General features: G+C 53.5%; 23 protein-coding genes and 3 tRNA genes. 18 read left to right on the forward strand and 8 right to left on the reverse strand.

Annotation, left to right across the window (positions count from 1 at the left end):
- Positions 1 to 3: 3 nt before the first annotated feature.
- Positions 4 to 273, forward strand: coding sequence for a barstar family protein (locus ACPUC8_RS11215; protein ID WP_039331561.1), 270 nt, complete (start codon positions 4 to 6; stop codon positions 271 to 273).
- Between the two features lie 58 nt (positions 274 to 331).
- On the opposite strand, the gene yhcN (ACPUC8_RS11220) is transcribed toward ACPUC8_RS11215, so the two are convergent.
- The 4 genes from yhcN (ACPUC8_RS11220) to argR form a co-directional block, all read right to left on the reverse strand.
- On the reverse strand, positions 332 to 598 hold the full coding sequence (yhcN, locus tag ACPUC8_RS11220) for a peroxide/acid stress response protein YhcN (protein ID WP_039331560.1): 267 nt from the start codon (positions 596 to 598) through the stop codon (positions 332 to 334).
- Between the two features lie 104 nt (positions 599 to 702).
- Positions 703 to 969, reverse strand: a complete 267-nt coding sequence (locus ACPUC8_RS11225; RefSeq protein ID WP_039331559.1) for a YdgH/BhsA/McbA-like domain containing protein — start codon at positions 967 to 969, stop codon at positions 703 to 705.
- A gap of 91 nt (positions 970 to 1,060) precedes the next feature.
- A complete protein-coding gene (yhcN, locus tag ACPUC8_RS11230) occupies positions 1,061 to 1,324 on the reverse strand; it encodes a peroxide/acid stress response protein YhcN (protein WP_039331558.1) in 264 nt (87 codons plus the stop codon).
- A gap of 490 nt (positions 1,325 to 1,814) precedes the next feature.
- Complete coding sequence (gene argR, locus ACPUC8_RS11235; RefSeq protein ID WP_039331557.1) at positions 1,815 to 2,285, reverse strand: transcriptional regulator ArgR; 471 nt, start codon at positions 2,283 to 2,285, stop codon at positions 1,815 to 1,817.
- Between the two features lie 420 nt (positions 2,286 to 2,705).
- Here argR and mdh point away from each other — a divergent pair, with 420 nt between their 5' ends.
- Positions 2,706 to 3,641, forward strand: a complete 936-nt coding sequence (mdh, locus tag ACPUC8_RS11240) for a malate dehydrogenase (protein WP_039331555.1) — start codon at positions 2,706 to 2,708, stop codon at positions 3,639 to 3,641.
- A 46-nt stretch (positions 3,642 to 3,687) separates the two neighbouring features.
- Here mdh and mscM read toward each other — a convergent pair whose 3' ends face one another.
- From mscM to rsgA, 3 genes are all read right to left on the reverse strand, one after another.
- On the reverse strand, positions 3,688 to 7,023 hold the full coding sequence (gene mscM, locus ACPUC8_RS11245; protein WP_039331554.1) for a miniconductance mechanosensitive channel MscM: 3,336 nt from the start codon (positions 7,021 to 7,023) through the stop codon (positions 3,688 to 3,690).
- Positions 7,024 to 7,037: 14 nt separating this feature from the next.
- Entirely contained in the window at positions 7,038 to 7,934 is an 897-nt protein-coding gene (asd, locus tag ACPUC8_RS11250) for an archaetidylserine decarboxylase (protein WP_494926320.1), read from the reverse strand.
- Positions 7,935 to 8,397: 463 nt separating this feature from the next.
- Complete coding sequence (gene rsgA, locus ACPUC8_RS11255; protein ID WP_039331552.1) at positions 8,398 to 9,444, reverse strand: small ribosomal subunit biogenesis GTPase RsgA; 1,047 nt, start codon at positions 9,442 to 9,444, stop codon at positions 8,398 to 8,400.
- Positions 9,445 to 9,547: 103 nt separating this feature from the next.
- On the opposite strand from rsgA, the gene orn reads away from it, so the two are divergent.
- From orn to ACPUC8_RS11275, 4 genes are all read left to right on the forward strand, one after another.
- Entirely contained in the window at positions 9,548 to 10,096 is a 549-nt protein-coding gene (gene orn, locus ACPUC8_RS11260) for an oligoribonuclease (RefSeq protein WP_039331550.1), read from the forward strand.
- A gap of 343 nt (positions 10,097 to 10,439) precedes the next feature.
- Positions 10,440 to 10,515 (forward strand) — tRNA-Gly (locus ACPUC8_RS11265).
- 25 nt (positions 10,516 to 10,540) lie between these two features.
- Positions 10,541 to 10,616 (forward strand) — tRNA-Gly (locus tag ACPUC8_RS11270).
- Positions 10,617 to 10,813: 197 nt separating this feature from the next.
- Positions 10,814 to 10,889: transfer RNA gene (locus ACPUC8_RS11275), tRNA-Gly, on the forward strand.
- A 435-nt stretch (positions 10,890 to 11,324) separates the two neighbouring features.
- Here the strand turns inward: ACPUC8_RS11275 and queG are convergent.
- A complete protein-coding gene (queG, locus tag ACPUC8_RS11280; RefSeq protein ID WP_494926321.1) occupies positions 11,325 to 12,464 on the reverse strand; it encodes a tRNA epoxyqueuosine(34) reductase QueG in 1,140 nt (379 codons plus the stop codon).
- Here queG and nnr point away from each other — a divergent pair.
- From nnr to nsrR, 12 genes are all read left to right on the forward strand, one after another.
- Positions 12,463 to 13,977, forward strand: coding sequence for a bifunctional ADP-dependent NAD(P)H-hydrate dehydratase/NAD(P)H-hydrate epimerase (gene nnr, locus ACPUC8_RS11285; RefSeq protein WP_494926322.1), 1,515 nt, complete (start codon positions 12,463 to 12,465; stop codon positions 13,975 to 13,977). The two genes, queG and nnr, sit on opposite strands and share 2 nt — an antisense overlap.
- Before the next feature lie 6 nt (positions 13,978 to 13,983).
- On the forward strand, positions 13,984 to 14,460 hold the full coding sequence (tsaE, locus tag ACPUC8_RS11290; RefSeq protein ID WP_039331547.1) for a tRNA (adenosine(37)-N6)-threonylcarbamoyltransferase complex ATPase subunit type 1 TsaE: 477 nt from the start codon (positions 13,984 to 13,986) through the stop codon (positions 14,458 to 14,460).
- A complete protein-coding gene (amiB, locus tag ACPUC8_RS11295; RefSeq protein WP_039331544.1) occupies positions 14,457 to 16,115 on the forward strand; it encodes an N-acetylmuramoyl-L-alanine amidase AmiB in 1,659 nt (552 codons plus the stop codon). The genes tsaE and amiB overlap by 4 nt, the downstream gene beginning before the upstream one ends.
- A 42-nt stretch (positions 16,116 to 16,157) precedes the next feature.
- A complete protein-coding gene (mutL, locus tag ACPUC8_RS11300; RefSeq protein ID WP_494926323.1) occupies positions 16,158 to 18,008 on the forward strand; it encodes a DNA mismatch repair endonuclease MutL in 1,851 nt (616 codons plus the stop codon).
- Positions 18,001 to 18,951: a tRNA (adenosine(37)-N6)-dimethylallyltransferase MiaA gene (miaA, locus tag ACPUC8_RS11305; protein ID WP_039331540.1), complete on the forward strand. Its 951-nt coding sequence runs from the start codon at positions 18,001 to 18,003 to the stop codon at positions 18,949 to 18,951. Before mutL ends, miaA begins: the two co-directional genes overlap by 8 nt.
- A 101-nt stretch (positions 18,952 to 19,052) precedes the next feature.
- The gene (gene hfq / locus ACPUC8_RS11310) at positions 19,053 to 19,370 is read left to right on the forward strand and encodes an RNA chaperone Hfq (protein WP_494926324.1); all 318 of its coding nucleotides are present in this window, start codon (positions 19,053 to 19,055) and stop codon (positions 19,368 to 19,370) included.
- An 80-nt stretch (positions 19,371 to 19,450) separates the two neighbouring features.
- Positions 19,451 to 20,731, forward strand: coding sequence for a ribosome rescue GTPase HflX (gene hflX, locus ACPUC8_RS11315; protein WP_039331536.1), 1,281 nt, complete (start codon positions 19,451 to 19,453; stop codon positions 20,729 to 20,731).
- Positions 20,732 to 20,822: 91 nt separating this feature from the next.
- The gene (gene hflK, locus ACPUC8_RS11320; RefSeq protein WP_039331534.1) at positions 20,823 to 22,061 is read left to right on the forward strand and encodes an FtsH protease activity modulator HflK; all 1,239 of its coding nucleotides are present in this window, start codon (positions 20,823 to 20,825) and stop codon (positions 22,059 to 22,061) included.
- A 3-nt stretch (positions 22,062 to 22,064) separates the two neighbouring features.
- Positions 22,065 to 23,069 carry a protease modulator HflC gene (hflC, locus tag ACPUC8_RS11325; RefSeq protein WP_039331532.1) on the forward strand — a complete coding sequence of 335 codons (1,005 nt, stop codon included), beginning with the start codon at positions 22,065 to 22,067 and terminating at the stop codon, positions 23,067 to 23,069.
- 58 nt (positions 23,070 to 23,127) lie between these two features.
- A complete protein-coding gene (locus ACPUC8_RS11330; RefSeq protein ID WP_039331529.1) occupies positions 23,128 to 23,328 on the forward strand; it encodes a DUF2065 domain-containing protein in 201 nt (66 codons plus the stop codon).
- 178 nt (positions 23,329 to 23,506) lie between these two features.
- The gene (locus ACPUC8_RS11335) at positions 23,507 to 24,805 is read left to right on the forward strand and encodes an adenylosuccinate synthase (RefSeq protein ID WP_494926325.1); all 1,299 of its coding nucleotides are present in this window, start codon (positions 23,507 to 23,509) and stop codon (positions 24,803 to 24,805) included.
- Positions 24,806 to 25,005: 200 nt separating this feature from the next.
- Positions 25,006 to 25,449: a nitric oxide-sensing transcriptional repressor NsrR gene (gene nsrR / locus ACPUC8_RS11340; protein ID WP_039331591.1), complete on the forward strand. Its 444-nt coding sequence runs from the start codon at positions 25,006 to 25,008 to the stop codon at positions 25,447 to 25,449.
- Positions 25,450 to 25,456: the final 7 nt, after the last annotated feature.

Genomic DNA, 25,456 nt, shown 5'->3' on the forward strand with positions numbered 1-25,456 from the left:
ACAATGAGAACCGAGCGTTTTGATTTCGACGAAATCGTCGATCAAGCCCATTTCTATCGCCAGTTCAGCGATCGCTTCGCGCTGGTCGATCGTGCCGTCAGCGATCTTGACGATCTTTGGGATGCGATCATGGGTGAGCATATGCCATTGCCACTGGAGATTGAGTTTGTGAATCTGGGAAAAGGGCAGAAACGCCGATATGGCGCATTGATTCTATTGTTCGATGAAGCAGAAGAGGAGCTGGAGGGCCAGCTCCGCTTTAATGTGACGTGATCAACTAAAAAGGGCCCCGGCGAGCGGGGCCAAAGGGTTCGTCAGAATTGACGAGGAATTATTTATACAGCTCAGCGGTCAGGTGATAGCTGTCGCCGGTTTTCGCTTCAATCACTTTGTAAGCGCTGGCACCTTGCTCATCGGCTTTCTGTGAAAGCTGGGCACGGTAATCCATAGGTGATCCACCTGTACCACTGATGGTCACGGTGCTGCCGGTAGGTTGCAGATTTTGCGCCTGCTCATCGGTCACCAGTTGTGCTGCAGAAGCACCAAAGGCAAACAGGGAAAGAAGGCTAGCGGCTGCGATGGTTGTTTTGATTTTCATAATTTTTCTCCTCGTGTCAATCAACAACCTGCGGCAAAAGTGGGTGTGGCGGGTCGTCGATCAATTGTCTGGCGCCGCGAAGGCGCCTGACGTTCGATTAATACTTATTTATACAGTTCAGCAGTGACGTGGTAGGTGTCACCACGGTTGCTCTCAATGATGCGATAGTGGCTGGCACCCTGAGCATCGGCTTTTTGTGACAGTTCCTGGCGAACATTCGCCTGGTCGCCGTCAACACCGCTAACACTGATGGTTTGGTTTAACGATTGCAGCTGTTCAGCTTGTTCGTTAGAAACCAGACTGGCGGCACTGGCACCGAAAGACAGAACAGAAGCCAGACCCAGAACTGCGATAGCTAATTTGGTTTTCATGATTCACTCTCCTGAAATTTGGTTTGGCAACCTGAGAGGCAAATGCGTCTCAAACGGGTCGCCGTTCACACTGCGTCTTGATTCAGCAAACTTATTTGTAAAGCTCAGCGGTGGCGTGATAGCTGTCGCCAGTATTCGCTTCGATCACGCGGTAGGCTTTTGCGCCTTCCTGATCGGCTTTAGCGTTCAGTTGCTCATGGATGTCCATCGGAGAACCACCCACGCCGCTTACGCTAATGGTGCCAGCGGGTTGCAGGTTAGCCGCTTGTTGAGCATTGATAGAATCCGCTGCAAAAGCACCAAATGACAGGGCAGATAGAATGCTCAGGGTTGCGATAGTAGTTTTAACGTTCATGATATTTTTCCTCGTCGTCTATTTTTATCTTTTTCTTTCGTGTGATTTGCATCACGAAAAGAAGTATAGATCTAATCACTCATGAAATTAATATCTGGCTAATAATGTTTGGTTGTTATTCTTTATCCTTATGACGCTTTTTTAGAACTCATGGTTATAAAAAACGCCTGGATCTTAACCATTGACGGTTATTTATTCGTAAAAACAATGATCTGCATCAAATTATCTTTTTGTGCGAAAGAACGTGGTTGATATCGCTGGCTGGTACGAATTAAGGAGCTATAACGGCTGAGCACGATATGTAAAGCAGTGTAAAATAGCGCATATAGTTAAGCAGGGGAAAAGGTCGTACCAATATTACTCTGGCTACAGAACACGAGGATCTAAGGTTAACTCATTATTTACAAAAGGATTTGTAACAAGCGGGGCGGGACAGGGGGAAAACAAAGGGGGATGACCAGCAGGTGAGCTGCCGGTCTACAGCAGGGTTTTATAACTCTTGTTCGAATAAAACCAGCACAGCGTCGTGCAACTGTTTTACGGAGAAAGCGCGTGCGGGGGTAATAAAGATGGTGTCATCACCGGCGATAGTCCCGAGGATCCCTTCCGCTTTGCCGAGTGAATCCAGCAGACGCGCTATTAGCTGCGCAGCACCCGGGCTGGTGTGGATCACCACCAGCGCATCGTTGTAATCGATATCCAGCACCAAATTCTTCAGTGGGCTGGTGGTGGTCGGCACGCCCAGTTCAGCGGGCAGGCAATATACCATTTCCATTTTGGCATTGCGGGTGCGCACTGCGCCAAACTTAGTCAGCATACGAGAAACTTTTGACTGATTGATATTTTCGAAGCCGTCTTCCTGCAGCGCCTGTACGATCTCACCTTGAGAACTAAATTTCTCTTCCTTTAATAAGGCCTTGAAGGCTTTGATCAGGTCGTCTTGTTTTGATGGATTTCGCATAAGCTACCAATAAAAGAGGGGTGCGGCAGGCAACAGGCCTACAGCAGATAAATTATTATGCATTTAGATGAATTTTTATGCAATAAGCGTGATGAGAGAATCGCCGCATAATTCTGCGGGAGCGGCATCATACCAGAGATTTGTGTTGCGCCAAAATCGCGGGGTGACGCGCAAAGCGAAGGTTGCAATGTTGTTATAGTATTGAAGTGGTAACAACAATATCGATGATCATTGCCGTCCATAGTTTTCTGGCTGCGATTGTATCATTCAGGCGACTTCTGAAGTGGAGATGTCTCGGGAGCCGATTGCGGCGTAGGTTAATGCGCGACAGGTGTGTCGCTATCGCCTGAGAAGTTGATTAAACTCGTAACCTGATGGATTTTCGGCATATCTCTGCCCCACCTTAATAAGGAGTTCAGGATGAAAGTTGCCGTTCTCGGTGCAGCTGGTGGTATCGGCCAGGCGCTAGCGCTGCTGCTCAAAACTCAATTACCCGCAGGTTCCTCTCTCTCACTTTACGACATCGCTCCGGTGACGCCGGGTGTCGCGGTGGATCTCAGCCATATTCCGACGGCGGTAAAAGTAGAAGGGTTCAGTGGCGAAGATGCGACGCCCGCGCTGCATGGTGCCGATGTGGTGCTGATTTCTGCTGGCGTGGCACGTAAACCCGGTATGGATCGCGCTGATTTGTTTAACGTCAACGCCGGGATCGTACGCAATCTGATCGAGCAGGTGGCCAGTACCGCACCGAAAGCGCTGATTGGCGTGATCACCAACCCGGTGAACACCACCGTGGCAATTGCCGCTGAGGTGTTGAAAAAAGCTGGCGTATATGACAAGAACCGCTTGTTTGGCGTGTCGACGCTCGACATCATCCGCGCTAATACATTTGTTGCTGCGTTGAAAGGCAAACAGCCAACCGAGATCGAAGTGCCGGTAGTGGGGGGGCATTCTGGCGTCACCATTCTGCCACTGCTGTCGCAAGTTAAAGGTATCAGCTTCAGCGACCAGGAAGTGGCTGACCTGACCAAACGCATTCAGAATGCGGGTACTGAAGTGGTCGAAGCCAAAGCCGGTGGCGGATCGGCAACCTTGTCGATGGGGCAAGCGGCAGCGCGCTTTGGTCTTTCATTGATTCGCGCCCTGCAGGGCGAAGCTAACGTGGTCGAGTGCGCCTATGTTGAGGGTGATGGCGAGTACGCGCGCTTCTTCTCACAGCCGCTGCTGTTGGGGAAAAACGGCATTGTTGAGCGTCGTCCGCTGGGGCCATTAAGTGCGTTTGAGCAACAGGCGCTCAATGGGATGCTGGAGACGTTGAAGAAAGATATCGCGCAAGGCGTAGAATTTGTGAAGTGACGTTCAGTCGATAAAACAACGCCCGGCACTTGCCGGGCGTTTTCATTTATAAGCCACCTGATTTGAAAGTCTGGCTTGAAGGCGAGCCATTACTGGCAGGCGTTTTGCGCCCCAGCGTCTCCATGCGTACCTGGAATGGTGGGAACGGCATCTCGATACCATGCTCCTCAAAACCGCGCAGAATCAGCTGGTGCAACTCATGGCGCAGCGGCATACGGTGCCCCATTTCGGCCGCGTGCACACGCAGTTCGAACAGCTGAATACCCTGCTGTAGGTCAACCAGGAACACATCTGGCGCGGGCATATCCAGTACGTAGGTACAGCGTTCGGCGGCCTGCTTGAGGATATTGGTGACTTCATCACTGTTGACGTGAGCCGGGGCAGGGATGGTCAGCACCACACGTGTCACGGAGTCTGACAGCGACCAGTTGACGAACTGCTCCGTGATGAAGGCCTTATTCGGCACAATAATCTCTTTACGATCCCAGTCGGTGATGGTGGTGGCGCGCGTATTAATGCGGGTAATGCTGCCGGTTAAATCGCGAATCGTCACGGTATCACCAATACGGATCGGTTTTTCAAACAGGATGATCAAGCCGGAGATAAAGTTGGCGAAGATTTCCTGCATACCAAAACCTAACCCCAGACCTAAGGCCGCCACCAACCACTGTAGCTTCGCCCACTCCACGCCAATGATGGAGAAACCAATTAAGCCGCCAATCAGCATCAGCGCATACTTGGTGAGCGTGGTTATCGCATAACCGGTGCCAGGCGTCAGGCTGAGATGCTGTAACAGCGCCAGCTCCAGCAGCGCGGGCATATTGCGTACCAGCTGCGTCGTGATGATGAATATCAAAATGGCAATCAACACGGAGCCCAGTGTGATCGGCTGAACGCTCTCCACGCCTTGTATGGTGGTGCTCACATCCCACAGCGGAATGTTGTCGAGGAAGCTAAAGGCGGAATGGATTTCCGACCACAGCACAATCACGGACACCAGCGCAATTAAAGTAAGGATCGATCGCACCAGGCGCAGAGACTGCGCGCTGATCTCATCCAAATCCAGACTGGGTTCATCTATCTCAATGGTGTCAGCATTAGCCGGTGCCTGCTGCTCTTTCTCTTCTTCGCTGCGCGCGCGATTGGCCAGCATGTCAGCACGGCGTTGACGCGCACGATCAAAGGCGATGCGGCGACGCTGAATCAGCATCCAGCGGCGAATGATGTGATAAATCACCAGCAGGAAGAACCAGATACCCACCGAGGTTTCAAGACGCGCCAGCAGCGCCTGCGCGGTCGCCAGATAGCCAATGCAGGAAGCCAGTGCCGCCACCAGAGGAATGGCGATCATCAGGTTCCATAAAATACGGTTGATGAAGTTGTCGCCGTTGCCCTCTTTATCCAGATAAAGCGGAATACCTGAGCGTTTAAGGCTGACCGTGACAATACTCAAGGCACCGCATATCAGGATAAAGCACAGGCGGCCGAGCGTCGCGGAGAACTGCGGATCATCGAGATTGGCGAAGGCAATCAGCAGCATGATTAGCGGCACGATCAAACCAACGGTAAGTGAGTAGTAGCGCATTGCTCGTGCGACACGCGCTTGTGGCCAGCGGAAATGCACCACAAACAGCCCATCGTGGCGGGCGAAAGCCTTACTGATCATAAAGGCCCACAGCAGGGGCAGGGTGGCGGTAATTCCATCACCAATCGCCACCGCAAACGGGTAAGGCCATGCATGCTGTAAACCAAAGCCCAGCGCGGCCCACAGCACCGGAACCGGCACGGCAACCAGGATTGACCAGAACACCGTGCGTAACGTCAGGCTAAAGCGGTCTTGCGTCACCTTGCCCACGCGGATGGCAGAACGCGCCATAAAGTCATTGTAATGACGGCGAGAGCTGATACTAAAGCCGACCAGTAACACGGCGCAGATGATTGGCATCACCGTTTCTTTACTGGTAAACATCATGGCCATCGCTTTGCCAAGTTGCCCTAAGGTATCCAGCGACAGTAGACGTGTTAAATCGCGCGCCACCTCAATCGGGTATTTTAGGTCAATGGCGCTGACATCGGCGGTCCAGAAAAGATAGCGATGCGTGGCTTCTCTCACTTCCCCCAGCGCATCCTGAAGCTGCGTATTGGAGACTTTGAGTTTGGTGATTTCAAGAATCAGCGTATCGCAGCCAGAGATCAGCGAGTTGAGCAGTTCACGTTGCGTTTTCAGCTGCGCATCAAGGATGCGGCGTTGCTCGCTGGTAAAGGGTGTGCCATCGTCCTGTTTCTCTTTACGCAGATCTTTCTGCCGCTCAAGCAAATCTTCATAGTGCAGGCGCTGAACGCGCAACTGGCCCATTTCGCTGTCAATTTGCTGCGATTTTGGCATATCCGGCAGCCGCGCAACCTGGGCGCGCAACGCTTCACCGAGCAGATTTGAGGCTCCCAGCCACTGTGATTGCTCACGCAGCGTGCTAAGTGCCTGGCGTACTTGCAAGGTTTGATTGGTGGCCAGGCGCTGCTGCGAGGCGACCAGATCCATGCGCTGGGCTTGTGCATTCAGGTCAGCAGATAATTCGCGGTTAACGCGGAACTGGTCGCTGATGGATGCGGGTAAATCTCCGCTGTTTTCTGCCAGCTGCTCGGTGCGCTCCAGCGCCAGTTCCGCTTCGCGTTGGCGTTGGTTGTTAAGTTGATTACGCAGATCCTGCAGATAGTTATCAAGCTGGGTGGCTTTGCGCTGATGCACTTCAGCCCGCATGCGCGCCAGTTCCTGGCGATTATTGGCTGACAGCTGCGCCAGCTCTAACTCGTCAACCCGCGCTTTGTTGGCGGCATTCTCCGCCTGACGTGCATAGATCTGCGCCTGTGCCAGCGGTGTAGCGGCGGCTGAAAAACCTTGCACTCGGCGATCGCTTTCGGTCATCGCGCGTCGTGCATCGGTTTGCTGCTGCGGCAGCTGCGAAAGCGAATCACTGATCTCACGAGCGCGATCCTGCTCCTGCTGCGCCTGACGACCTTCCTCCAGCAACTGGCTGCTGATTTGCAAGATCTCTTGATCCAGCTCGGCGCTGCTCATGTTGCTACGCACCGTTTTACTGCCGTCCGTTAGCGTGGCGATCTGCTGGCGTAATTCACGCGCCAGGCGCGGAAAATCATCAATCACCTGTTGATATTGTTTGGCACGCTCCAGTGATTCATCGCGCTCAGACAGGAAATTAATCGCCGCTTCCAGCGCCTGCACCTGCTCGGCTTGAGTCGGTGTGGCTTTGGCGGATTTGGCTGCATCCAGCTCTTGTTTCAGCTGATTGGCGGGTGGAACGGTAGCGGCAAATACAGAACTGCTGAGCACCAGGCTCAGCAGTAGGGAGAGGAAAACACGCACGGGAGAGGTTCCGGTTAGTCGGCGAGCGGGGCGCTATCGCCGGGCTGCGGCAGGGCGATGGCCAGCGGCTGACCAAGGCGGGTTTTGCTTTCAGCTTCCAGGCTCTCCGCCAGTTTCACGCGACCTGGCGCGAACAGGTTAATGACCGTTGAGCCCAGTTTGAAGCGGCCCATTTCCTGGCCTTTCAACAACACGACTGCGCCGTCATGATCGGCAGCCGGATAGCGCCAGCGTTTAATGACCCCTTCACGTGGTGGCGTAATGGTGCCGGCCCAAACGGTTTCGATGCTACCAACGATGGTGGCGCCGACCAGAATCTGCACCATGGGGCCGTGATCGGTATCAAATACGCAGATCACGCGCTCATTACGGGCGAACAGATTGGGGATGTTACGTGCCGTCAGCGGATTCACAGAGTAGAGATCGCCAGGCACGTAGATCATCTCACGCAGGATGCCATTACACGGCATATGCACGCGGTGATAATCGCGTGGTGCGAGGTAAGTCGTGACGAACTCACCATCGATAAACTTTTCTGCCAGGTCGTCATTACCCGCCAGCAGGGCTTGCAGCGTGTAGTAGTGTCCTTTTGCCTGGAAAATTTGATCGCCTTCAATGCGGCCTAACTGGCTCACTGCGCCATCGGCTGGCAGCGCCAGTAACGTCGCGTCTGGATCGACAGGACGCGCGCCCTCTTTTAAGGGACGAACGAAAAAGTCGTTGAAGGTGCGGTAGCTACCCGTGTGCGGTTTGCTGGCTTCCGCCATATCCACTTTGTAGTACCAGACGAAAATGTCGATGACCGCTTTGGTCAGCCAGCCACCACGGCGACTGGCGCCCCAGCCAGCAAGTTCGGTAAGCCCTTTTTTGGGCAGAATATGATTCAGGCCGAGTTTAAAACGATCAAACACCGTTGCCTCCTGGCTTAATTACGCTTGGTTTTACAAAAGGGGGCGGATTGTAGCAGCGCCCCGGTCTGTTGGCGAATGTGCTGTTGTATACCCTTCATACTTCAAGTTGCAGGTGCGTTGGCTACGTGCATTCACCTCAGTCACTTACTTTAGTAAGCTCCTGAGGATTCATGCACTTGCCGCCTTCCTGAAACTCGAATTATTTTGGGTATACCCTTCATACCTCAAATTGCAGGTGCGTTGGCTACGTGCATTCACCTCAGTCACTTACTTTAGTAAGCTCCTGAGGATTCATGCACTTGCCGCCTTCCTGAAACTCGAATTATTTTGGGTATACCCTTCATACCTCAAATTGCAGGTGCGTTGGCTACGTGCATTCACCTCAGTCACTGACTTCAGTAGGCTCCTGAGGGTTCATGCACTTGCCGCCTTGCTGAAGCTCGAATTATATTGGGTATAAACGTTAAATATCGTTATCGGGAAAGTTTTTACGCGTTTTTACCTGCGCCATACTCTCCAGAATTCGGTGGTAGTTAACGAAGCGCGACCTGGCAATAACCCCGTTGTTCACCGCTTCGCGCAGGGCGCAGCCGGGATCGGTGTCGTGCTTACAGTCGCGGAAACGGCAAGTACCGAGAAACTCACGAAATTCGACAAATCCGCGCGTGATTTGTTCCGGTTCCAGATGCCACAAACCAAATTCGCGGACGCCAGGGGAATCAATCACGTCGCCGCCGTGCGGGAAATGGTATAAACGGGAGGCGGTGGTGGTGTGCTGACCCAAACCCGAGACATCGGAAACATCGTTAGTCAGAATTTCATCGCCCGCCACATCCAGCCCTAAGAGGTTGTTCAACAGACTGGATTTACCCACACCAGACTGGCCGGCAAAAATGCTCACGCGTCCGGTCAATGCAGCTTCCAGTTCCGCCAGACCATTTTTAGCGTGGCTGGAAACCATCAACACGCGATATCCAATATGGCGATAGATATCCATCTGCTTATCAACCTGTTCACGGGCCTTTTCATCCAGCAGGTCGATTTTATTCAGCACCAGTAAAGGCTCTACGCCGAGTGTTTCACTGGCTACCAGATAGCGATCGATAATATTGAGTGACAGCTCGGGGAGGATCGCCGATACGATGTTGATCTGATCGATGTTCGCGGCGATCGGTTTGACGCCATCGTAGAAATCCGGACGAGTAAGCACGGTTTTACGTTCGTGCACCGCTTCTACGATCCCTTTACCGCCGCCAATCGCTGCGCGCCACACGACACGATCGCCGGTGACCAGCGACCGAATGGTGCGACGGATATTGCAGCGATGGACTTCGCCCGCGCTATCTTCCACGTCTGCGTGCATGCCGAATCGGCTGATCACCACGCCTTCGGACGCTTCTCCAAACAGGCTATCATCCGGTTCGGGCTTCTCGCTCCGTTGCTGCAGACGACGCTGATGGTTGGCGCTTACGCGACGTTGTTGGCCTTTCGACAGTTTGTTTTTACTCACGCATCCTCTCACGGCTTTCGCCAGGCTTCGCCCCGCTGGGCAAAACGTCTATGATACACCTGAATTGAGTGTAATGACGACATTGGCAACGGGCGGGAAAAGCATGACAGCTGGAAATGAACACAATCTGATTTGGATCGACCTCGAAATGACCGGACTCGATCCTGAGCAAGATCGCATTATTGAGATCGCCACGATCGTCACAGATGCCAACCTGAACATCCTGGCGGAAGGGCCGGTGCTAGCCGTGCATCAATCAGACGCGCAGCTGGCGCTGATGGATGATTGGAACGTGCGCACACACACCAATAGCGGGCTGGTGGAACGTGTTAAGGCTAGCCAGTATGGCGATCGTGAAGCTGAGCTGGCGACCATTGAGTTCTTGAAGCAGTGGGTGCCAGCGAATACCTCACCGATTTGCGGTAATAGCATTGGTCAGGATCGTCGCTTCTTATTCAAGTACATGCCTGAGCTGGAAGCCTACTTCCACTATCGTTATCTGGACGTCAGCACGCTGAAAGAGTTAGCGCGTCGTTGGAAGCCAGAGATTCTGCCGGGCTTTAAAAAATCCGGAAGTCACCAGGCATTGGACGATATCCGCGAGTCCGTTGCCGAGCTGGCTTATTACCGCGAGCACTTCTTGCAGCTTTAATCTGCAAAGGGTGCGCAGGAAATCATCAGGTTGTCGATTAAAGCAGCAAACGCGCAGAAAGCGCAAAATATTGCTTTTAGACTCTTGCGGCTGAAAGGATTTCTCGTATAATGCGCACCCCGTACCGGTGAAGAATTTGAATCGGTGCGAGGCAGTAATACGAAGCACAGAATCGAGTATTTCAGTTTGCAGCCAAGCAGCAAATAGAAAGAAAAATTCAGAATCGAGTATTTCAGTTTGCAACAAGGCGGCAACTGAGCGAGTACCATGGAGCTTACATCAGTAAGTGACGTGGTTGAGCGAAGGCAGCCAACGCAGTAGCAGACTGAAAGACGAAGATTATGCGGGAATAGCTCAGTTGGTAGAGCACGACCTTGCCAAGGTCGGGGTCGCGAGTTCGAGTCTCGTTTCCCGCTCCAAACTTCGTAAGCAAGAACCTCTAATGCGGGAATAGCTCAGTTGGTAGAGCACGACCTTGCCAAGGTCGGGGTCGCGAGTTCGAGTCTCGTTTCCCGCTCCAGAGTTTGCAGTAAACCATCCAAATCACGGATTTAGTCGCTATCGCGATTGTTGTGACAAGAATACCAGGTTCCAGAATCAAGTATTTGAGTTTGCAGCAAGGCGGCAACTGAACGAATCCCTGGGAGCTTACATCAGTAAGTGACCTGGGTGAGTAAAGGCAGCCAACGCAGGTGCGAACTAAAATACGAAGATTATGCGGGAATAGCTCAGTTGGTAGAGCACGACCTTGCCAAGGTCGGGGTCGCGAGTTCGAGTCTCGTTTCCCGCTCCAAATTTTCATATTCATTAATGTTATTTGCTCTCGGGCGTCATCAGACATAAAACTGCTGCAGTCTTCATCGATCTTATGCGGCGTGGTTTTGTTTCTGGAAATTTTGCGCACCGCTTTAGCACCAACGATGCCTGTAGTCTGTTGCAGTTATCTTACAGGTTATCCACAATGCGCCTGCAACGTACTGACGGCGTTTTACCCTATCTGCAAAACTGTTTTGAACAGAGTTATCCACAAGCTCTGGACAAGCCCCTGCGCGCTATTCTCTACGTAATTGTTTACAGTAATCAGATAACCTTTTGTTTTTAAATGGATTATAGGTATTTCAGCCTGTGAATAGTCTTACCAGAAGATATAACCATCCCCATCACTAATCGGCTTTATAATTTTATTCACAGCATGTGGAAAAGGATTTTATCCTGCGCGTTTGGTTAATCACGCATCACGGGGTAAGCCTTTCTCGACCGCACGCACCAGTCGCAGTTTCTTCGCAGGCTGCACATCCACGGCCTCTGCGGCCCGCTTTTGTAACTGCTGCGCGATAGCCCAGTCAATATGCTCGTCAAGCAGCGGGTGTTCGCCTTTGCGCATTTGCAACACGGCCAGATTTTCGTCTGCCCATGGCGCATTGCCCAGCGCCACCGCGATATTACGCAGCCAGCGTAAATGGCCGATACGGCGAATGGCGGAGCCTTCAGTGATGCGCAGGAATTTCGCCTCATCCCAGGCAAAGAGTTCCACCAACGGCGGCGCGTGTAATACGGCACGGGGTGAAAAATCATCCTCATCTGTCAACTGACCATAACGATTCCACGGGCAGATCAACTGGCAATCGTCACAACCGTAGATGCGGTTGCCAATCAGCGGGCGGAACTCTTCAGGGATCGCGCCTTCCAATTCAATGGTGAGATAAGAGATACAGCGCCGGGCATCCACCACATAGGGTTCAACGATAGCGGCTGTCGGGCAGATGGTGATGCAGGCCACGCAGCGGCCGCACTGCTCTTCCTGGGGCTGATCGACCGGCAACGGTAGGTCAATCAACAGTTCGCCAAGAAAGAACCAAGAGCCCGCCTCACGGTTGAGAATCAATGAGTGTTTGCCGGTCCAACCCAAACCTGCTTTTGCGGCGATCGGGCGTTCGAGGATGGGGGCTGAATCAACAAACGGCCGAAAGTTAAGTTCACCACAGTGCGCCTGGATCATTTCTCCAAGCTTTTTCAGGCGATTGCGTAATACTTTGTGATAATCGCGGCCCAGCGCATAGCGGCTGACATAGCCCAGCTGTGGATTTTTCAGTGTTGTTGCAAAAGCGGCTTTGGCAGGCAGATAGTTCATGCGGACGCTGATCACCCGCAGTGTGCCGGGCAGCAGTTCATGGGGACGCGCGCGCATCATGCCATGACGCGCCATCCAGTCCATCTCTCCATGATACTGCTTCTCCAGCCATTCCTGTAGTTTGGGCTCTTCTGCGCTGAGATCGGTATCGCAAATACCAACCTGCTGAAAGCCGAGTTCGCGCCCCCACAGTTTTATCTGTTGGGCAAGCTGATGAAGATCGAGAGGGTATGACATGAGAAACCAGGCAATTGAAGCAAACGCGCGCAGTTTAACACACTCTGTCTGGCCTGCGCAGGCGATGAGGCAATTGGAACGTGATGCCGCGGATAGCCTGGGCTTAACGCTATATGAATTGATGCACCGTGCCGGACAAGCGAGTTATGAACTGGCGCGTGCACAGTGGCCGCAAACGCAGCACTGGTTGATCCTTTGCGGCCACGGCAATAACGGCGGCGATGGGTATGTGGTGGCTCGACTGGCGCAGGCAGCGGGGATCAACATTACGCTGCTGGCCTGCGAGGGTAACCATCCCTTACCGGAAGAAGCGCAACTCGCTCAGCAAGCCTGGCTAGAGGCGGGTGGCGTCATTCATGCCGCAACCGCTGCGTGGCCGGAAACGGTTGATTTGATCGTAGATGCGTTACTGGGTACCGGAATCAATCGCCCGCCGGCCGCGCCCTATGCTGGCCTGATCGATTTGACCAATGCCCATGGCGCACCGGTGCTGGCGCTGGATGTTCCATCTGGTCTGGATGCTGCTACCGGCGCAACGCCCGGAAGTGCCATCGTTGCCGATCATACTCTCAGCATGATTGCCCTTAAACCCGGTCAGTTGACTGGTAAAGCGCGCGATGTGGTGGGGCGACTGCACTGTGACAATCTGGGCTTAGGCGCCTTTCTGGCTGGCGAGACGCCTCCTGTCCTCCGCTACGATGCGCATGACCTGGTCCGCTGGTTCAAGCCGCGCCGTGCCACTTCGCACAAAGGCGACCATGGTCGGCTGTTGGTGATTGGCGGTGATAAAGGCACGGCCGGCGCTATCCGCATGACGGGCGAAGCCGCGCTGCGCAGTGGGGCAGGGCTTGTGCGCGTACTGACCCATGAAGATAATATCGGCCCGATTCTCACCGCTCGACCCGAGTTGATGGTCGATACCCTTTGCGAGGAAGCGCTGGAGCAGGCCCTGGAGTGGGCGGACGCCATCGCGATAGGCCCAGGCCTTGGACAGCGTGACTGGGCCCAGAAGGCGCTGATGAAGGTTGCGGCCAGTGAAAAGCCGATGCTTTGGGATGCAGATGCGCTTAACCTGCTGGCAATCAATCAGGATTACCGTCAGAATCGCATCATTACACCGCATCCCGGCGAAGCGGCGCGTTTACTGGGGGTGAAAACCAGCGAAATTGAGCGCGACCGCCTGCACGCCGCGCAGACCCTGGCGAAACGCTATGGTGGCGTGGTGGTGCTAAAAGGTGCGGGAACGATTATTGCCAGCACGGATGGTGACATGGCTATCGCGGATGTGGGCAATGCGGGAATGGCGTCAGGCGGCATGGGCGATGTGCTGAGCGGCATCATCACGGCCCTGCTGGGCCAGAAACTGACTTTACTAGAGGCAGCCTGCGCGGGCTGTGTCGCGCACGGTGCAACGGCAGATGCGGTTGCCCTGCAGCGCGGAACGCGAGGCATGTTAGCCACTGATTTGTTCGAACTGCTGTGGCAGTTTGTTAATCCAGAGATGATTCAATAATAAAGCATGAAGACCTGTGTTATTCCTTTGCCCGATGAGGCGGCAACCCTAAATCTGGGTGCGCAACTGGCTCGCGTTTGCAGCAGCGCGGTGGTCATCTATCTCTATGGCGATTTGGGTGCGGGAAAGACCACCTTTAGCCGTGGCTTTTTGCAGGCGCTGGGCCATCAGGGCAACGTTAAAAGTCCGACTTACACACTCGTCGAACCTTATGAACTGGGTGACCGTACGCTCTATCATTTCGACCTTTATCGTCTTGCCGATCCTGAAGAACTGGAATTTATGGGCATCCGCGACTATTTCGGCGGCGATGCGCTATGTCTGGTGGAGTGGCCACAACAGGGAACCGGTGTGTTGCCAGAACCTGATTTGGCGCTGACGCTACGCTATGTGGATACGGCGCGTGAAGCGGAACTGAGTGCCGTTTCTGCGCTGGGTGAGACGCTGTTACAGCAGTTTCAGCACGGCAGGGAACAGGCATGATTTCACGGATGAAAGGCATCTTACTGGCCGCGATCTGTCTGTTTTCTGCTTCAGCGCTGTCGGCCACACTGTCTGATATTAAAGTTGAGAACGGTGACAGCCAGGCGACGGTAACACTGAGCTTTAACGGCCAGCCGGTGTATGGTTTTTTCCCTCTGCACAATCCAAATCGCGTGGTGTTGGATATTCGCCAGAGCGGTTCGATTAAAGGATTGCCGCTCAATTTCAGCGGTGAAAACATCGTCCAGCGCATTCGCAACAGCCAGCCAAAAGACAAACAGAGTATTCGTCTGGTGTTTGAACTAACCCAGGCGGCAAAAACACGTGCGACAACTCAGCGCGACGGCAATCAATATCGCGTGGTTTTCACCATCAATGGCACACAGCCTGCACGTCGCAGCGCGGCGGCTGCGCCAGTGACAACCGCCCGTCAGAGTGAAAACAGTAGCAGCCAGGGCAATCCGTTTAATGCCAATCCGGTGACGACGGTCTCGAACAGCAATACCACGGTACGCCCTGGTGGTGCGGTGACGCGCAACGATCAGGTCATCGTAGCGATTGATGCCGGTCACGGCGGACAGGATCCGGGTGCGTCGGGCCAACACGGCTTGCATGAGAAAAACGTCACCATTGCCATTGCGCGCAAACTGAAAGCGCTGATGGATCAGGACCCGATGTTTAAGCCGGTTCTGACGCGTAACGGCGACTATTTTATTTCCGTGATGGGTCGTTCCGAGGTGGCGCGTAAAGAGAATGCCAACCTGTTGGTTTCTATTCACGCTGATGCTGCGCCAAACCATTCCGCCACGGGCGCATCCGTTTGGGTGCTGTCCAACCGTCGTGCCAACAACGAAATGGCCAACTGGCTGGAACAGAAAGAGAAGCAGTCTGAATTGCTGGGTGGTGCCGGTGATTTACTGGCGAATAGCCAGGCCGATCCTTACCTGAGCCAGGCGGTGCTGGATCTGCAATTTGGTCATTCTCAGCGCGTAGGATATGACGTCGCAGTGAAAGTGTTACAGCAGCTGCGCGGTGTGACACCATTGCATAAACGTTTACCGGAACATGCCAGCCTTGGTGTGTTGCGTTCCCCTGACATCCCTTCTTTACTGGTTGAGACTGGCTTTATCAGTAACGCAGCGGAGGAGCGGCTGCTCGGCAGTAGCGCATATCAGGAAAAGATTGCTCAGTCGATTTATAAAGGACTGCGCAACTATTTCCTCGCGCATCCGCTGCAATCGGTCCCAAAGGAGGAAAACCGGCCGCTGGACAGCGCACCAGCGGTTAGCGTCGCCAGCAACCCGGCAACCGGCACGGTGCAATACACGGGCGCAACACAGCGCCATACGGTGACACGTGGCGAAACGCTTTCTGGCATTGCAGCCAAGTATGGTGTCAGCATGGCGACACTGCGCGATCTCAACAATCTTAAACGCGATGTGGTTTGGGTGGGTCAGCGTCTTAAAGTACCGGCCAAGTCTGGCGTCAGCGTTACCGCCGCCAGCCGCCCAACGCGACACAAAGTGGTTCGCGGTGATTCGCTCACGGGGATCGCCGCCCATTATGGCGTTAGCCCGAAAGCTATCATGCAGGCCAATAATATGAAGTCGAGCAATGTGATGCTGGGGCAAAACTTAAAGATTCCGCAATCCTGATTGCTGGCTCTGAGGAGCCAGCCCGCTACAAGGATCACCACCATGCCAATACAGATTTTACCACCGCAACTCGCGAACCAGATTGCCGCAGGCGAAGTGGTTGAGCGTCCTGCATCGGTTGTAAAAGAGCTGGTGGAAAACAGCCTTGATGCCGGTGCGACGCGCATCGACGTGGATATCGAAAAAGGCGGTGCGAAGCTGATTCGTATTCGTGACAACGGCTGCGGTATTGCGAAAGCCGAGTTGGCGATGGCGCTGGCGCGTCACGCCACCAGTAAAATATCCTCACTCGATGACCTTGAGGCAATTATCAGCCTCGGTTTTCGCGGAGAAGCCCTCGCCAGTATCAGCTCAGTTTCACGATTAACACTCACCTCGCGTACCGCCGAGCAAAACGAAGCATGGCAAGCCTATGCTGAAGGACGCGATATGGATGTCACGGTCAAACCGGCGGCGCATCCGGTGGGCACCTCGCTTGAAGTCCTCGATTTGTTCTACAACACGCCGGCCCGGCGCAAGTTTATGCGTACGGAAAAAACCGAGTTTACGCATATTGATGAAGTGATACGTCGCATTGCGCTGGCTCGTTTTGACGTGGCGATTTCCCTGACGCACAACGGCAAGCTGGTGCGCCAGTATCGCGCGGTGGATCAGGATGCGCAGCGAGAGCGTCGGTTGGGGGCAATCTGTGGCACCACCTTTATTCAGCATGCACTGCGTATTGAGTGGCAGCATGACGATTTAGCCCTACGAGGATGGGTTGCCGATCCCGCGGGGTCGCGCCAGGTCACCGATTTACAGTATTGCTACGTCAATGGCCGTATGATGCGGGATAAACTGATTAATCACGCGATTCGCCAGGCCTATCAAACGCAACTCGGTGACGATCAGCAGCCCGCTTACGTACTGTATCTGGAAATTGATCCTCACCAGGTGGATGTGAATGTCCATCCTGCCAAGCATGAAGTGCGCTTTCACCAGTCGCGCCTGGTCCATGATTTTATCTGGCAAGGGGTGATGAGCGCACTGCAGGCGAGCCGCACGGCGGAGCTACCAATTGCTCAGGCTGAAGAACCCGCACCACAGTGGCAGCCAGAGAATCGGCAGTCGGCTGGTGCGAATCATTTTGCACAGCCTGCCCGCACGCCACGTCAGAGTGGTGGTGCCGCAGCAAGCGTCGCCAACTGGCAGAATAAAGAGCCGGTTTATCGCGCACGTGAAGGGGCTGCGTATCAACAGCTGATGAAAACCCCGGTGGTGGAAACGCCACGTGTTTCTGTACCTCAACCGGCACCGGCACGCCAGCCTGAAGTGTCGGAAGCGCCACTGGCTGCTCATACGCAAAGTTTTGGCCGTGTATTGAGCGTAATGCAGGAGCGCTATGCGCTGCTGGAGCGGGGTAACCAGTTACAGTTACTGTCCTTGAGCGTTGCCTCATGCTGGCTAAAACAGGCCCAGTTACAACCTGGAGAGCAAGGGCTGAAACCTCAGCCACTATTGATCCCAGTGAGGCTGAAAATTGCCAAAGAAGAGTTACCCGTCATTGATGCCCAAGCCGCGTTATTAACCCTGATGGGCATTGATTTACAACGGGAAGGTCAGCATGTGACCCTGCGCGCCGTCCCTTTACCGTTACGCACACAAAATTTACAAATCTTGATTCCAGACCTGTTAGGCTATCTCGCCCGGCAGCAAGAGGTTTCTGCATCCTCGCTGGCCCAATGGCTGGCAAGACGTGACGATGCCGAAACGGCTCACTGGAATCACTCGCAGGCGATTGCACTGCTGGCTGAGCTTGAACGGCTTTGCCCGCAACTGCTTAAGTCGCCGCCTTCAGGTCTGTTACAGGCCATTGAGATTGAGAGCGCGATTAACGCGTTGAAGCATGAGTGAACTAAACCAGGCTGGCCGGCCAAAGGCTATTTTTTTGATGGGGCCCACCGCTTCCGGAAAGACGGCGTTAGCGATTTCGCTGCGTCAGCAACTTCCAGTGGAACTTATCAGCGTTGACTCTGCCTTAATCTATCGTGGGATGGATATTGGCACGGCGAAACCGTCGGCAGAGGAGTTAGCACTGGCGCCCCATCGTTTGCTGGACATTCGCGACCCGGCAGAAGCTTATTCTGCTGCTGAGTTTCGTCGCGATGCGCTGGCAGAAATGGCGGAGATTACCCAAAAAGGTAAGATTCCGCTGCTTGTTGGTGGAACCATGCTCTACTTCAAGGCGTTGCTTGAAGGATTGTCGCCGTTGCCCTCGGCCGATCCAGACGTACGTCAGCGGATAGAGCAAATGGCGGCGGAGAAAGGGTGGGATGCCCTGCACCGCCAGCTGTGTGAAATCGATCCGGTCGCCGGTAGTCGTATTCATCCGAATGATCCGCAGAGACTTTCGCGAGCACTGGAAGTTTTTTTTATTTCGGGTAAAACTTTAACGGAACTGACAAAAACGTCCGGCGAAGCGTTACCCTACGACGTGTACCAGTTTGCTATCGCTCCGGCGAGTCGTGAACTGCTACATCAACGCATTGCGTTGCGTTACGACCAGATGCTAGCGTCAGGATTTGAAGCGGAGGCTCGTGAACTGTTTGCACGAGGTGATTTGCATACGGACATGCCTTCCATTCGTTGTGTGGGTTATCGCCAGATGTGGTCTTATCTTTCTGGTGAAATCGATTACGACGAAATGGTTTATCGGGGAATTTGCGCGACCCGGCAGCTCGCGAAACGCCAGATGACCTGGTTACGTGGCTGGCCTGAAGTCCACTGGTTAGACAGTGACGAGCCAGAATTAGCGCGTAATGCGGTGCTTCAGGTTGTTAGTGCGAAGCAGGGATGATTGTGTACAATTGGTCCGTTATCGTGCGCAAATTTTTACGCAGTTTTTCTGAACCACGGTTCTTAAAGTAACAAACAACAAGCATATAAGGAAAAGATAGAATGGCTAAGGGGCAATCATTACAAGACCCGTTTTTGAACGCTTTGCGTCGTGAACGTGTACCGGTTTCGATCTATTTGGTGAATGGTATTAAGCTGCAAGGGCAAATTGAATCCTTTGATCAGTTCGTCATTCTGTTGAAAAACACGGTTAGCCAGATGGTGTATAAGCACGCCATCTCTACAGTGGTTCCTTCTCGTCCGGTTTCGCACCATAGCAACACCCCGGGCGGTGGCGGTGGTAGCAGTAATTACCACCATAGCGGAAGCAACCAGGGCGCTCAGTCGCAGCCACCACAAGACGGCGATAACGCAGAATAATTTTGCGCTGCCGTAAAGCCAGGGCTGGGGAGCGATAACGTTTTCCCGTCCTGGTTATTTTATTTTAGCGAGGTTATAGCTTGTTTGACCGTTATGATGCCGGTGAGCAGGCCGTACTGGTACACATCTGGTTCTCCCAAGACAAAGAGCTGGAAGATTTGCAGGAGTTTGAAACTCTTGTCTCTTCTGCGGGCGTCGAAGCGCTGCAAGTGATTACTGGCAGTCGCAAAGCGCCACATCCCAAATATTTTGTCGGTGAAGGAAAGGCAGTTGAAATTGCCGATGCGGTGAAAGCGAGTGGAGCATCGGTCGTTTTATTCGATCATGCCTTATCGCCTGCCCAAGAACGTAATCTCGAGCGTGTGTGCGAATGTCGTGTTGTAGATCGCACCGGCTTAATTCTTGATATTTTTGCTCAGCGCGCCCGTACCCACGAGGGTAAGTTACAGGTCGAGCTGGCACAACTACGCCATATGGCAACCCGTTTGGTGCGTGGATGGACGCACCTTGAGCGCCAGAAAGGCGGTATTGGTCTGCGTGGTCCAGGTGAAACTCAGCTGGAAACGGACCGCCGTTTGTTACGTAACCGCATCAGCCTCATCCTTTCCCGCCTTGAGCGTGTAGAGAAGCAGCGCGAGCAGGGCCGACAAGCGCGTGCCAAAGCGGATGTGCCGACTGTCTCGCTGGTGGGGTATACCAACGCCGGCAAATCTACTCTGTTTAACGCAGTCACCTCTGCCAATGTCTACGCGGCGGACCAGCTGTTTGCCACACTCGATCCGACGTTACGTCGTCTGAACGTGGCGGACGTGGGTGAAGTGGTATTAGCGGATACGGTCGGATTTATTCGTCACCTGCCGCATGATTTAGTGGCGGCCTTTAAAGCCACTCTGCAAGAGACGCGTCAGGCGACGCTGTTACTGCATGTGATCGACGCGGCAGATTTACGCGTTAACGATAATATTGAAGCCGTAAATGAAGTGCTGGCAGAAATCGAATCCGATGAAATCCCCACACTGCTGGTGATGAATAAGATCGATATGCTAGAGGGATTTGTCCCGCGTATTGATCGCGACGAAGAGAATAAACCAACGCGTGTTTGGCTCTCTGCGCAGAGCGGAGAAGGGCTGCCCTTACTCTGGCAGGCGCTTTCTGAGCGTTTAGCCGGTGAAATCGCGCAGTATGATTTACGTCTGCCGCCGGAAGCAGGCCGTTTGCGCAGCCGCTTCTATCAGTTGCAGGCGATTGAGAAAGAATGGAATGAAGATGATGGTTGTGTAGGGTTGCATGTGCGAATGCCAATTGTTGACTGGCGTCGTTTATGCAAACAAGAGCCATCGCTCGCCAGCTATATTGTTTGATATTGCCCAATCGAATTTACCTGAATCACGTGTGTTTTCTTTGGGTACACGCAGTAGGGTAAAACGTTATTATCATAAATGGAGTAGAGACATGGCGTGGAATCAGCCCGGAAATAACGGACAGGACCGCGACCCGTGGGGAAGCAGCAATAATCAAGGCGGCAACTCTGGGGGAAATAAGGGAGGGCGCGATCAGGGGCCCCCTGATCTGGATGATATCTTCCGTAAGCTGAGTAAAAAACTCGGCGGACTGGGCGGTGGCAAACAGAGTGACAACAATGGCCAACGTGGCGGCGGTAGCGGTGGCAAACTGGTTGGCATTGTAGCCGTCGCAGCTGTGGTCATCTGGGCTGCCAGCGGTTTCTACACCATTAAAGAAGCGGAACGTGGCGTCGTCACGCGCTTCGGCAAATTCAGCCATCTGGTTGAGCCGGGCCTCAACTGGAAGCCCACCTTTATCGATCAGGTCCGTGCCGTGAACGTTGAAGCGGTGCGTGAACTGGCAGCCTCTGGCGTGATGTTGACCTCTGACGAAAACGTGGTGCGCGTTGAAATGAACGTACAGTACCGCGTCACCGATCCTGAGCGTTATCTGTATGCCGTGACCAGCGCCGACGACAGTCTGCGTCAGGCCACCGACAGCGCATTGCGCGGCGTCATTGGCCGTTCAACCATGGACCGCATCTTAACCGAAGGCCGTACCGTGGTGCGTAGCGAGACCCAGCGTGAACTGGACGAAACCATTCGTCCTTACAACATGGGTATTACGTTACTCGACGTCAACTTCCAGGCGGCTCGTCCACCGGAAGAAGTCAAAGCGTCGTTTGACGATGCCATCGCTGCACGTGAAAACCGTGAGCAGTACGTGCGTGAAGCCGAAGCCTATTCGAATGAAGTGCAGCCACGTGCGAACGGTCAGGCACAGCGTATTCTTGAAGAAGCCCGCGCTTACAAAGAGCGTACTGTGTTAGAAGCACAGGGTGAAGTGGCGCGCTTTGCGTTGTTGCTGCCTGAATACAAGGCTGCTCCGCAAATCACTAAAGAGCGCCTGTACATCGAGAGCATGGAGCGCGTGCTGAGCCATACTCGCAAAGTGTTGGTTAACGATCGTGGTAACAGCCTGATGGTTCTGCCACTGGATCAACTGATGCGTGGTGGCCAGACGTCTGGCAACCAGGGCGGTCAGAAGACCACCAATTTGATGAAGTTCCCGTCGTCTGACAGTTCAGCCAGCAACGAAGAGACTTCTTCATACAGTCCGAGCAGCATCATGGACCAGCGTCGCGCCAATGCGTTACGCAACGATACCCAGCGCGCAGGGAGGGAGTAATCGATGCGTAAGCCAATTATTGCTGTAATTATTGTCGTACTGGTGGCGCTGTATGCCTCACTGTTTGTAGTGCAGGAAGGCGAGCGCGGTATCGTGCTGCGCTTCGGTAAAGTTCTGCGTGATAGCGAGAACAAACCGCAGGTGTATGCGCCGGGTCTGCACTTCAAGATTCCTTTCATCGAAACCGTGAAATCTCTTGATGCACGTATCCAGACCATGGATAACCAAGCCGATCGCTTTGTCACCAAAGAGAAGAAAGACCTGATCGTTGATTCGTATATCAAATGGCGCATCAGTGACTTCAGTCGTTACTACCTGGCAACCGGTGGTGGTGATGTTTCTCAGGCGGAAGTCCTGCTGAAACGTAAGTTCAGTGACCGTCTGCGTTCTGAAATGGGTCGTCTGGATGTGAAGGATATTGTTACTGATTCACGTGGCCGACTGACTACAGATGTACGTGATGCGCTGAATACCGGTACTGCAGGCAATGACGATGAAGTTCAGACGCCAGCAGCGGATGATGCCATCGCCAATGCAGCAGCCCGTGTAGAGCGTGAAACCAACAGCAGCGAGCCAGCGCCAAATCCAAACAGTATGGCGGCACTGGGTATTCAGGTGGTGGATGTGCGCATCAAGCAGATCAACCTGCCAGCAGAAGTCTCGGATGCGATCTACAACCGTATGCGTGCTGAACGTGAAGCAGTGGCGCGTAGCCAGCGTTCACAGGGTCAGGAAGAAGCGGAGAAACTGCGTGCCCAGGCCGATTACCAGGTGACTCGTACTCTGGCTGAAGCGCAGCGTCAGGCTTTGATCTCTCGCGGTGAAGGTGATGCGCAGGCGGCGAAGCTGTTTGCGGATGCATTTGGTCAGGATCCTGATTTCTACGCCTTTATCCGTAGCTTACGTGCTTACGAGAACAGCTTCTCTGACAATCAGGATGTAATGGTGTTAAGCCCAGATAGCGATTTCTTCCGTTATATGAAGGCGCCCACTAACGCCACGCGTTAAGAACTGATATAACCTTGAGGCCGACAATGTTGTCGGCCTTTTTTTTTGGAAAAATAGAATGAACACAACCATCTGGATGGCGCTGGCGTTAGTTTTGGTGCTGGAAGGGCTGGGGCCGATGTTTTTGCCGCGAATCTGGCGCCGTATGATTCTGTCCATGGCACAATTGCCCGATCGTATCCTGCATCGTTTTGGCGGCGGCCTGGTGGTTGCGGGGGTGGTGATCTACTACATGCTGAGCGCCCACGCGAGTGCCTGATAAGTAAATTTGTGCGCTATTTCACAGCTAAATGGTGTCTGTCCCGCGTTGTTTACCCAACATCTTGTGAGTTGATCAAAACGCAGGCAAAAAACAGCGCAATCGTATGCTAAAAGTGCTGAAAGAGACAAAAACCGATGGTAGAATCCATTTTTAAGCAATCGGTGGTTTTGAAAAAATGGGTAAGAACGTCGTCGTACTGGGCACCCAATGGGGTGACGAAGGTAAAGGTAAGATCGTAGACCTTCTGACTGAACGCGCGAATTACGTTGTGCGTTACCAGGGTGGCCACAATGCAGGCCATACACTTGTCATCAACGGTGAAAAAACCGTCCTCCACTTAATTCCCTCTGGCATTCTGCGTGATAACGTGACCAGCATCATTGGTAATGGTGTTGTGCTGTCACCTGAAGCGCTGATGAAAGAGATGAAAGGTCTGGAAGAGCGCGGTGTGCCGGTACGTGAACGTCTGCTGATCTCTGAAGCATGTCCACTGATTCTGCAATACCATGTCGCGATGGACGTTGCGCGCGAAAAAGCGCGTGGTGCTAAAGCTATCGGTACAACCGGTCGTGGTATCGGCCCAGCTTATGAAGACAAAGTGGCTCGCCGCGGTCTGCGTGTCAGCGATCTCTTCAACAAAGAAACCTTCGCCGTTAAGCTGAAAGAAATCGTCGATTTCTACAACTTCCAGCTGGTTAACTACTACAAAACTGACGCAGTAGACTACGAGAAAGTGCAGAGCGATACGTTGGCCGTGGCCGACGTTCTGACCAGCATGGTGGTTGACGTCTCTGAACTGCTGGACGGTGCGCGCAAGCGTGGCGACCTGATCATGTTCGAAGGTGCGCAGGGTACGCTGCTGGATATTGACCACGGTACCTATCCGTACGTGACTTCGTCTAACACCACTGCAGGTGGCGTGGCGACGGGTTCGGGTATCGGTCCGCGTTACGTTGATTACGTGCTGGGTATTGTTAAAGCTTACTCAACGCGCGTCGGTGCGGGTCCATTCCCAACCGAGCTGTTTGATGAAACTGGTGAATTCCTGTGTGCACAGGGCCACGAGTTTGGCGCCACCACGGGTCGTCGTCGTCGCACTGGTTGGTTGGATGCGGTTGCCGTGCGTCGCGCAGTGCAGATCAATTCCCTTTCAGGTTTCTGCATGACCAAACTGGACGTGCTGGATGGCTTGAAAGAAGTGAAAATCTGCGTGGCGTATCGTATGCCAGATGGCCGCGAAATGACTACCACACCACTGGCTGCTGAAGGCTGGGAAGGTATCGAGCCAATCTACGAAACCATGCCAGGCTGGAGCGAAACCACCTTTGGTGTGAAAACGCTGGAAGGCCTGCCACAGGCAGCACGTGACTACATCAAGCGTGTAGAAGAAGTGACCGGTGTACCGATTGATATTATTTCAACTGGCCCGGACCGCAGCGAGACCATGATTCTGCGCGACCCGTTCGACGCATAATCCTTCAGGTTCTCCTCAGGCCGGACATTGTCCGGCCTTACTTCATCCGTTCTTTGACTCCGCTCACTCTCTTTTTCGTGCAAATATCGACACTTGCCTGAAAAAAACGCACCGGCCTCCACGCTCTGGTTTATCATCATACTTAAACACCACGCCGACCGGCGCATAACCATAACAATCGATGATTCACTGAGGTGTATGTGCAGCTAACGAGTTTCACTGATTATGGTCTGCGTGCGCTGATTTACATGGCGACGCTACCCGAAGGTAAGCAGACCAACATTACTGAAGTCACCGATACCTACGGGGTGTCGCGTAACCATATGGTTAAAATCATCAACCAACTGAGCCGGGCCGGCTACGTTGCTGCGACGCGCGGCAAAAACGGCGGAATTCGTTTAGGCATGGACCCGGAAAAGATCGTGATTGGTCAGGTGGTGAGAAAAATGGAGCCTTTGCAGCTGGTAAACTGTGAGGAGTGTGCCATCACACCAGCCTGTCGCCTACGTAAGGCGTTGTATGACGCGGTCCAGTTATTCCTTAAGGAACTGGATAACTATACCCTGGCCGATCTTGTCAGAGACAACGACGGCCTGTACCAAATTTTATTGTCCGAACCGCCGGTGGCAATCCAAATTAAATGACATCGGA

It is taken from the genome of Pantoea sp. CFCC18177, from assembly GCF_059412425.1.

Excerpts from the sequence above, each read along its gene's own strand:
- nnr (WP_494926322.1), top strand. The coding sequence starts at position 12,463 with ATGAGAAACCAGGCAATTGAAGCAAACGCGCGCAGTTTAACACACTCT.
- hflK (WP_039331534.1), top strand. The coding sequence starts at position 20,823 with ATGGCGTGGAATCAGCCCGGAAATAACGGACAGGACCGCGACCCGTGG.
- mdh (WP_039331555.1), top strand. The coding sequence starts at position 2,706 with ATGAAAGTTGCCGTTCTCGGTGCAGCTGGTGGTATCGGCCAGGCGCTA.
- ACPUC8_RS11335 (WP_494926325.1), top strand. The coding sequence starts at position 23,507 with ATGGGTAAGAACGTCGTCGTACTGGGCACCCAATGGGGTGACGAAGGT.
- mutL (WP_494926323.1), top strand. The coding sequence starts at position 16,158 with ATGCCAATACAGATTTTACCACCGCAACTCGCGAACCAGATTGCCGCA.
- ACPUC8_RS11225 (WP_039331559.1), bottom strand. The coding sequence starts at position 969 with ATGAAAACCAAATTAGCTATCGCAGTTCTGGGTCTGGCTTCTGTTCTG.
- yhcN (WP_039331558.1), bottom strand. The coding sequence starts at position 1,324 with ATGAACGTTAAAACTACTATCGCAACCCTGAGCATTCTATCTGCCCTG.
- yhcN (WP_039331560.1), bottom strand. The coding sequence starts at position 598 with ATGAAAATCAAAACAACCATCGCAGCCGCTAGCCTTCTTTCCCTGTTT.
- hfq (WP_494926324.1), top strand. The coding sequence starts at position 19,053 with ATGGCTAAGGGGCAATCATTACAAGACCCGTTTTTGAACGCTTTGCGT.
- ACPUC8_RS11215 (WP_039331561.1), top strand. The coding sequence starts at position 4 with ATGAGAACCGAGCGTTTTGATTTCGACGAAATCGTCGATCAAGCCCAT.
- orn (WP_039331550.1), top strand. The coding sequence starts at position 9,548 with ATGACAGCTGGAAATGAACACAATCTGATTTGGATCGACCTCGAAATG.
- queG (WP_494926321.1), bottom strand. The coding sequence starts at position 12,464 with ATGTCATACCCTCTCGATCTTCATCAGCTTGCCCAACAGATAAAACTG.
- miaA (WP_039331540.1), top strand. The coding sequence starts at position 18,001 with ATGAGTGAACTAAACCAGGCTGGCCGGCCAAAGGCTATTTTTTTGATG.
- argR (WP_039331557.1), bottom strand. The coding sequence starts at position 2,285 with ATGCGAAATCCATCAAAACAAGACGACCTGATCAAAGCCTTCAAGGCC.
- hflC (WP_039331532.1), top strand. The coding sequence starts at position 22,065 with ATGCGTAAGCCAATTATTGCTGTAATTATTGTCGTACTGGTGGCGCTG.
- tsaE (WP_039331547.1), top strand. The coding sequence starts at position 13,984 with ATGAAGACCTGTGTTATTCCTTTGCCCGATGAGGCGGCAACCCTAAAT.
- amiB (WP_039331544.1), top strand. The coding sequence starts at position 14,457 with ATGATTTCACGGATGAAAGGCATCTTACTGGCCGCGATCTGTCTGTTT.
- ACPUC8_RS11330 (WP_039331529.1), top strand. The coding sequence starts at position 23,128 with ATGAACACAACCATCTGGATGGCGCTGGCGTTAGTTTTGGTGCTGGAA.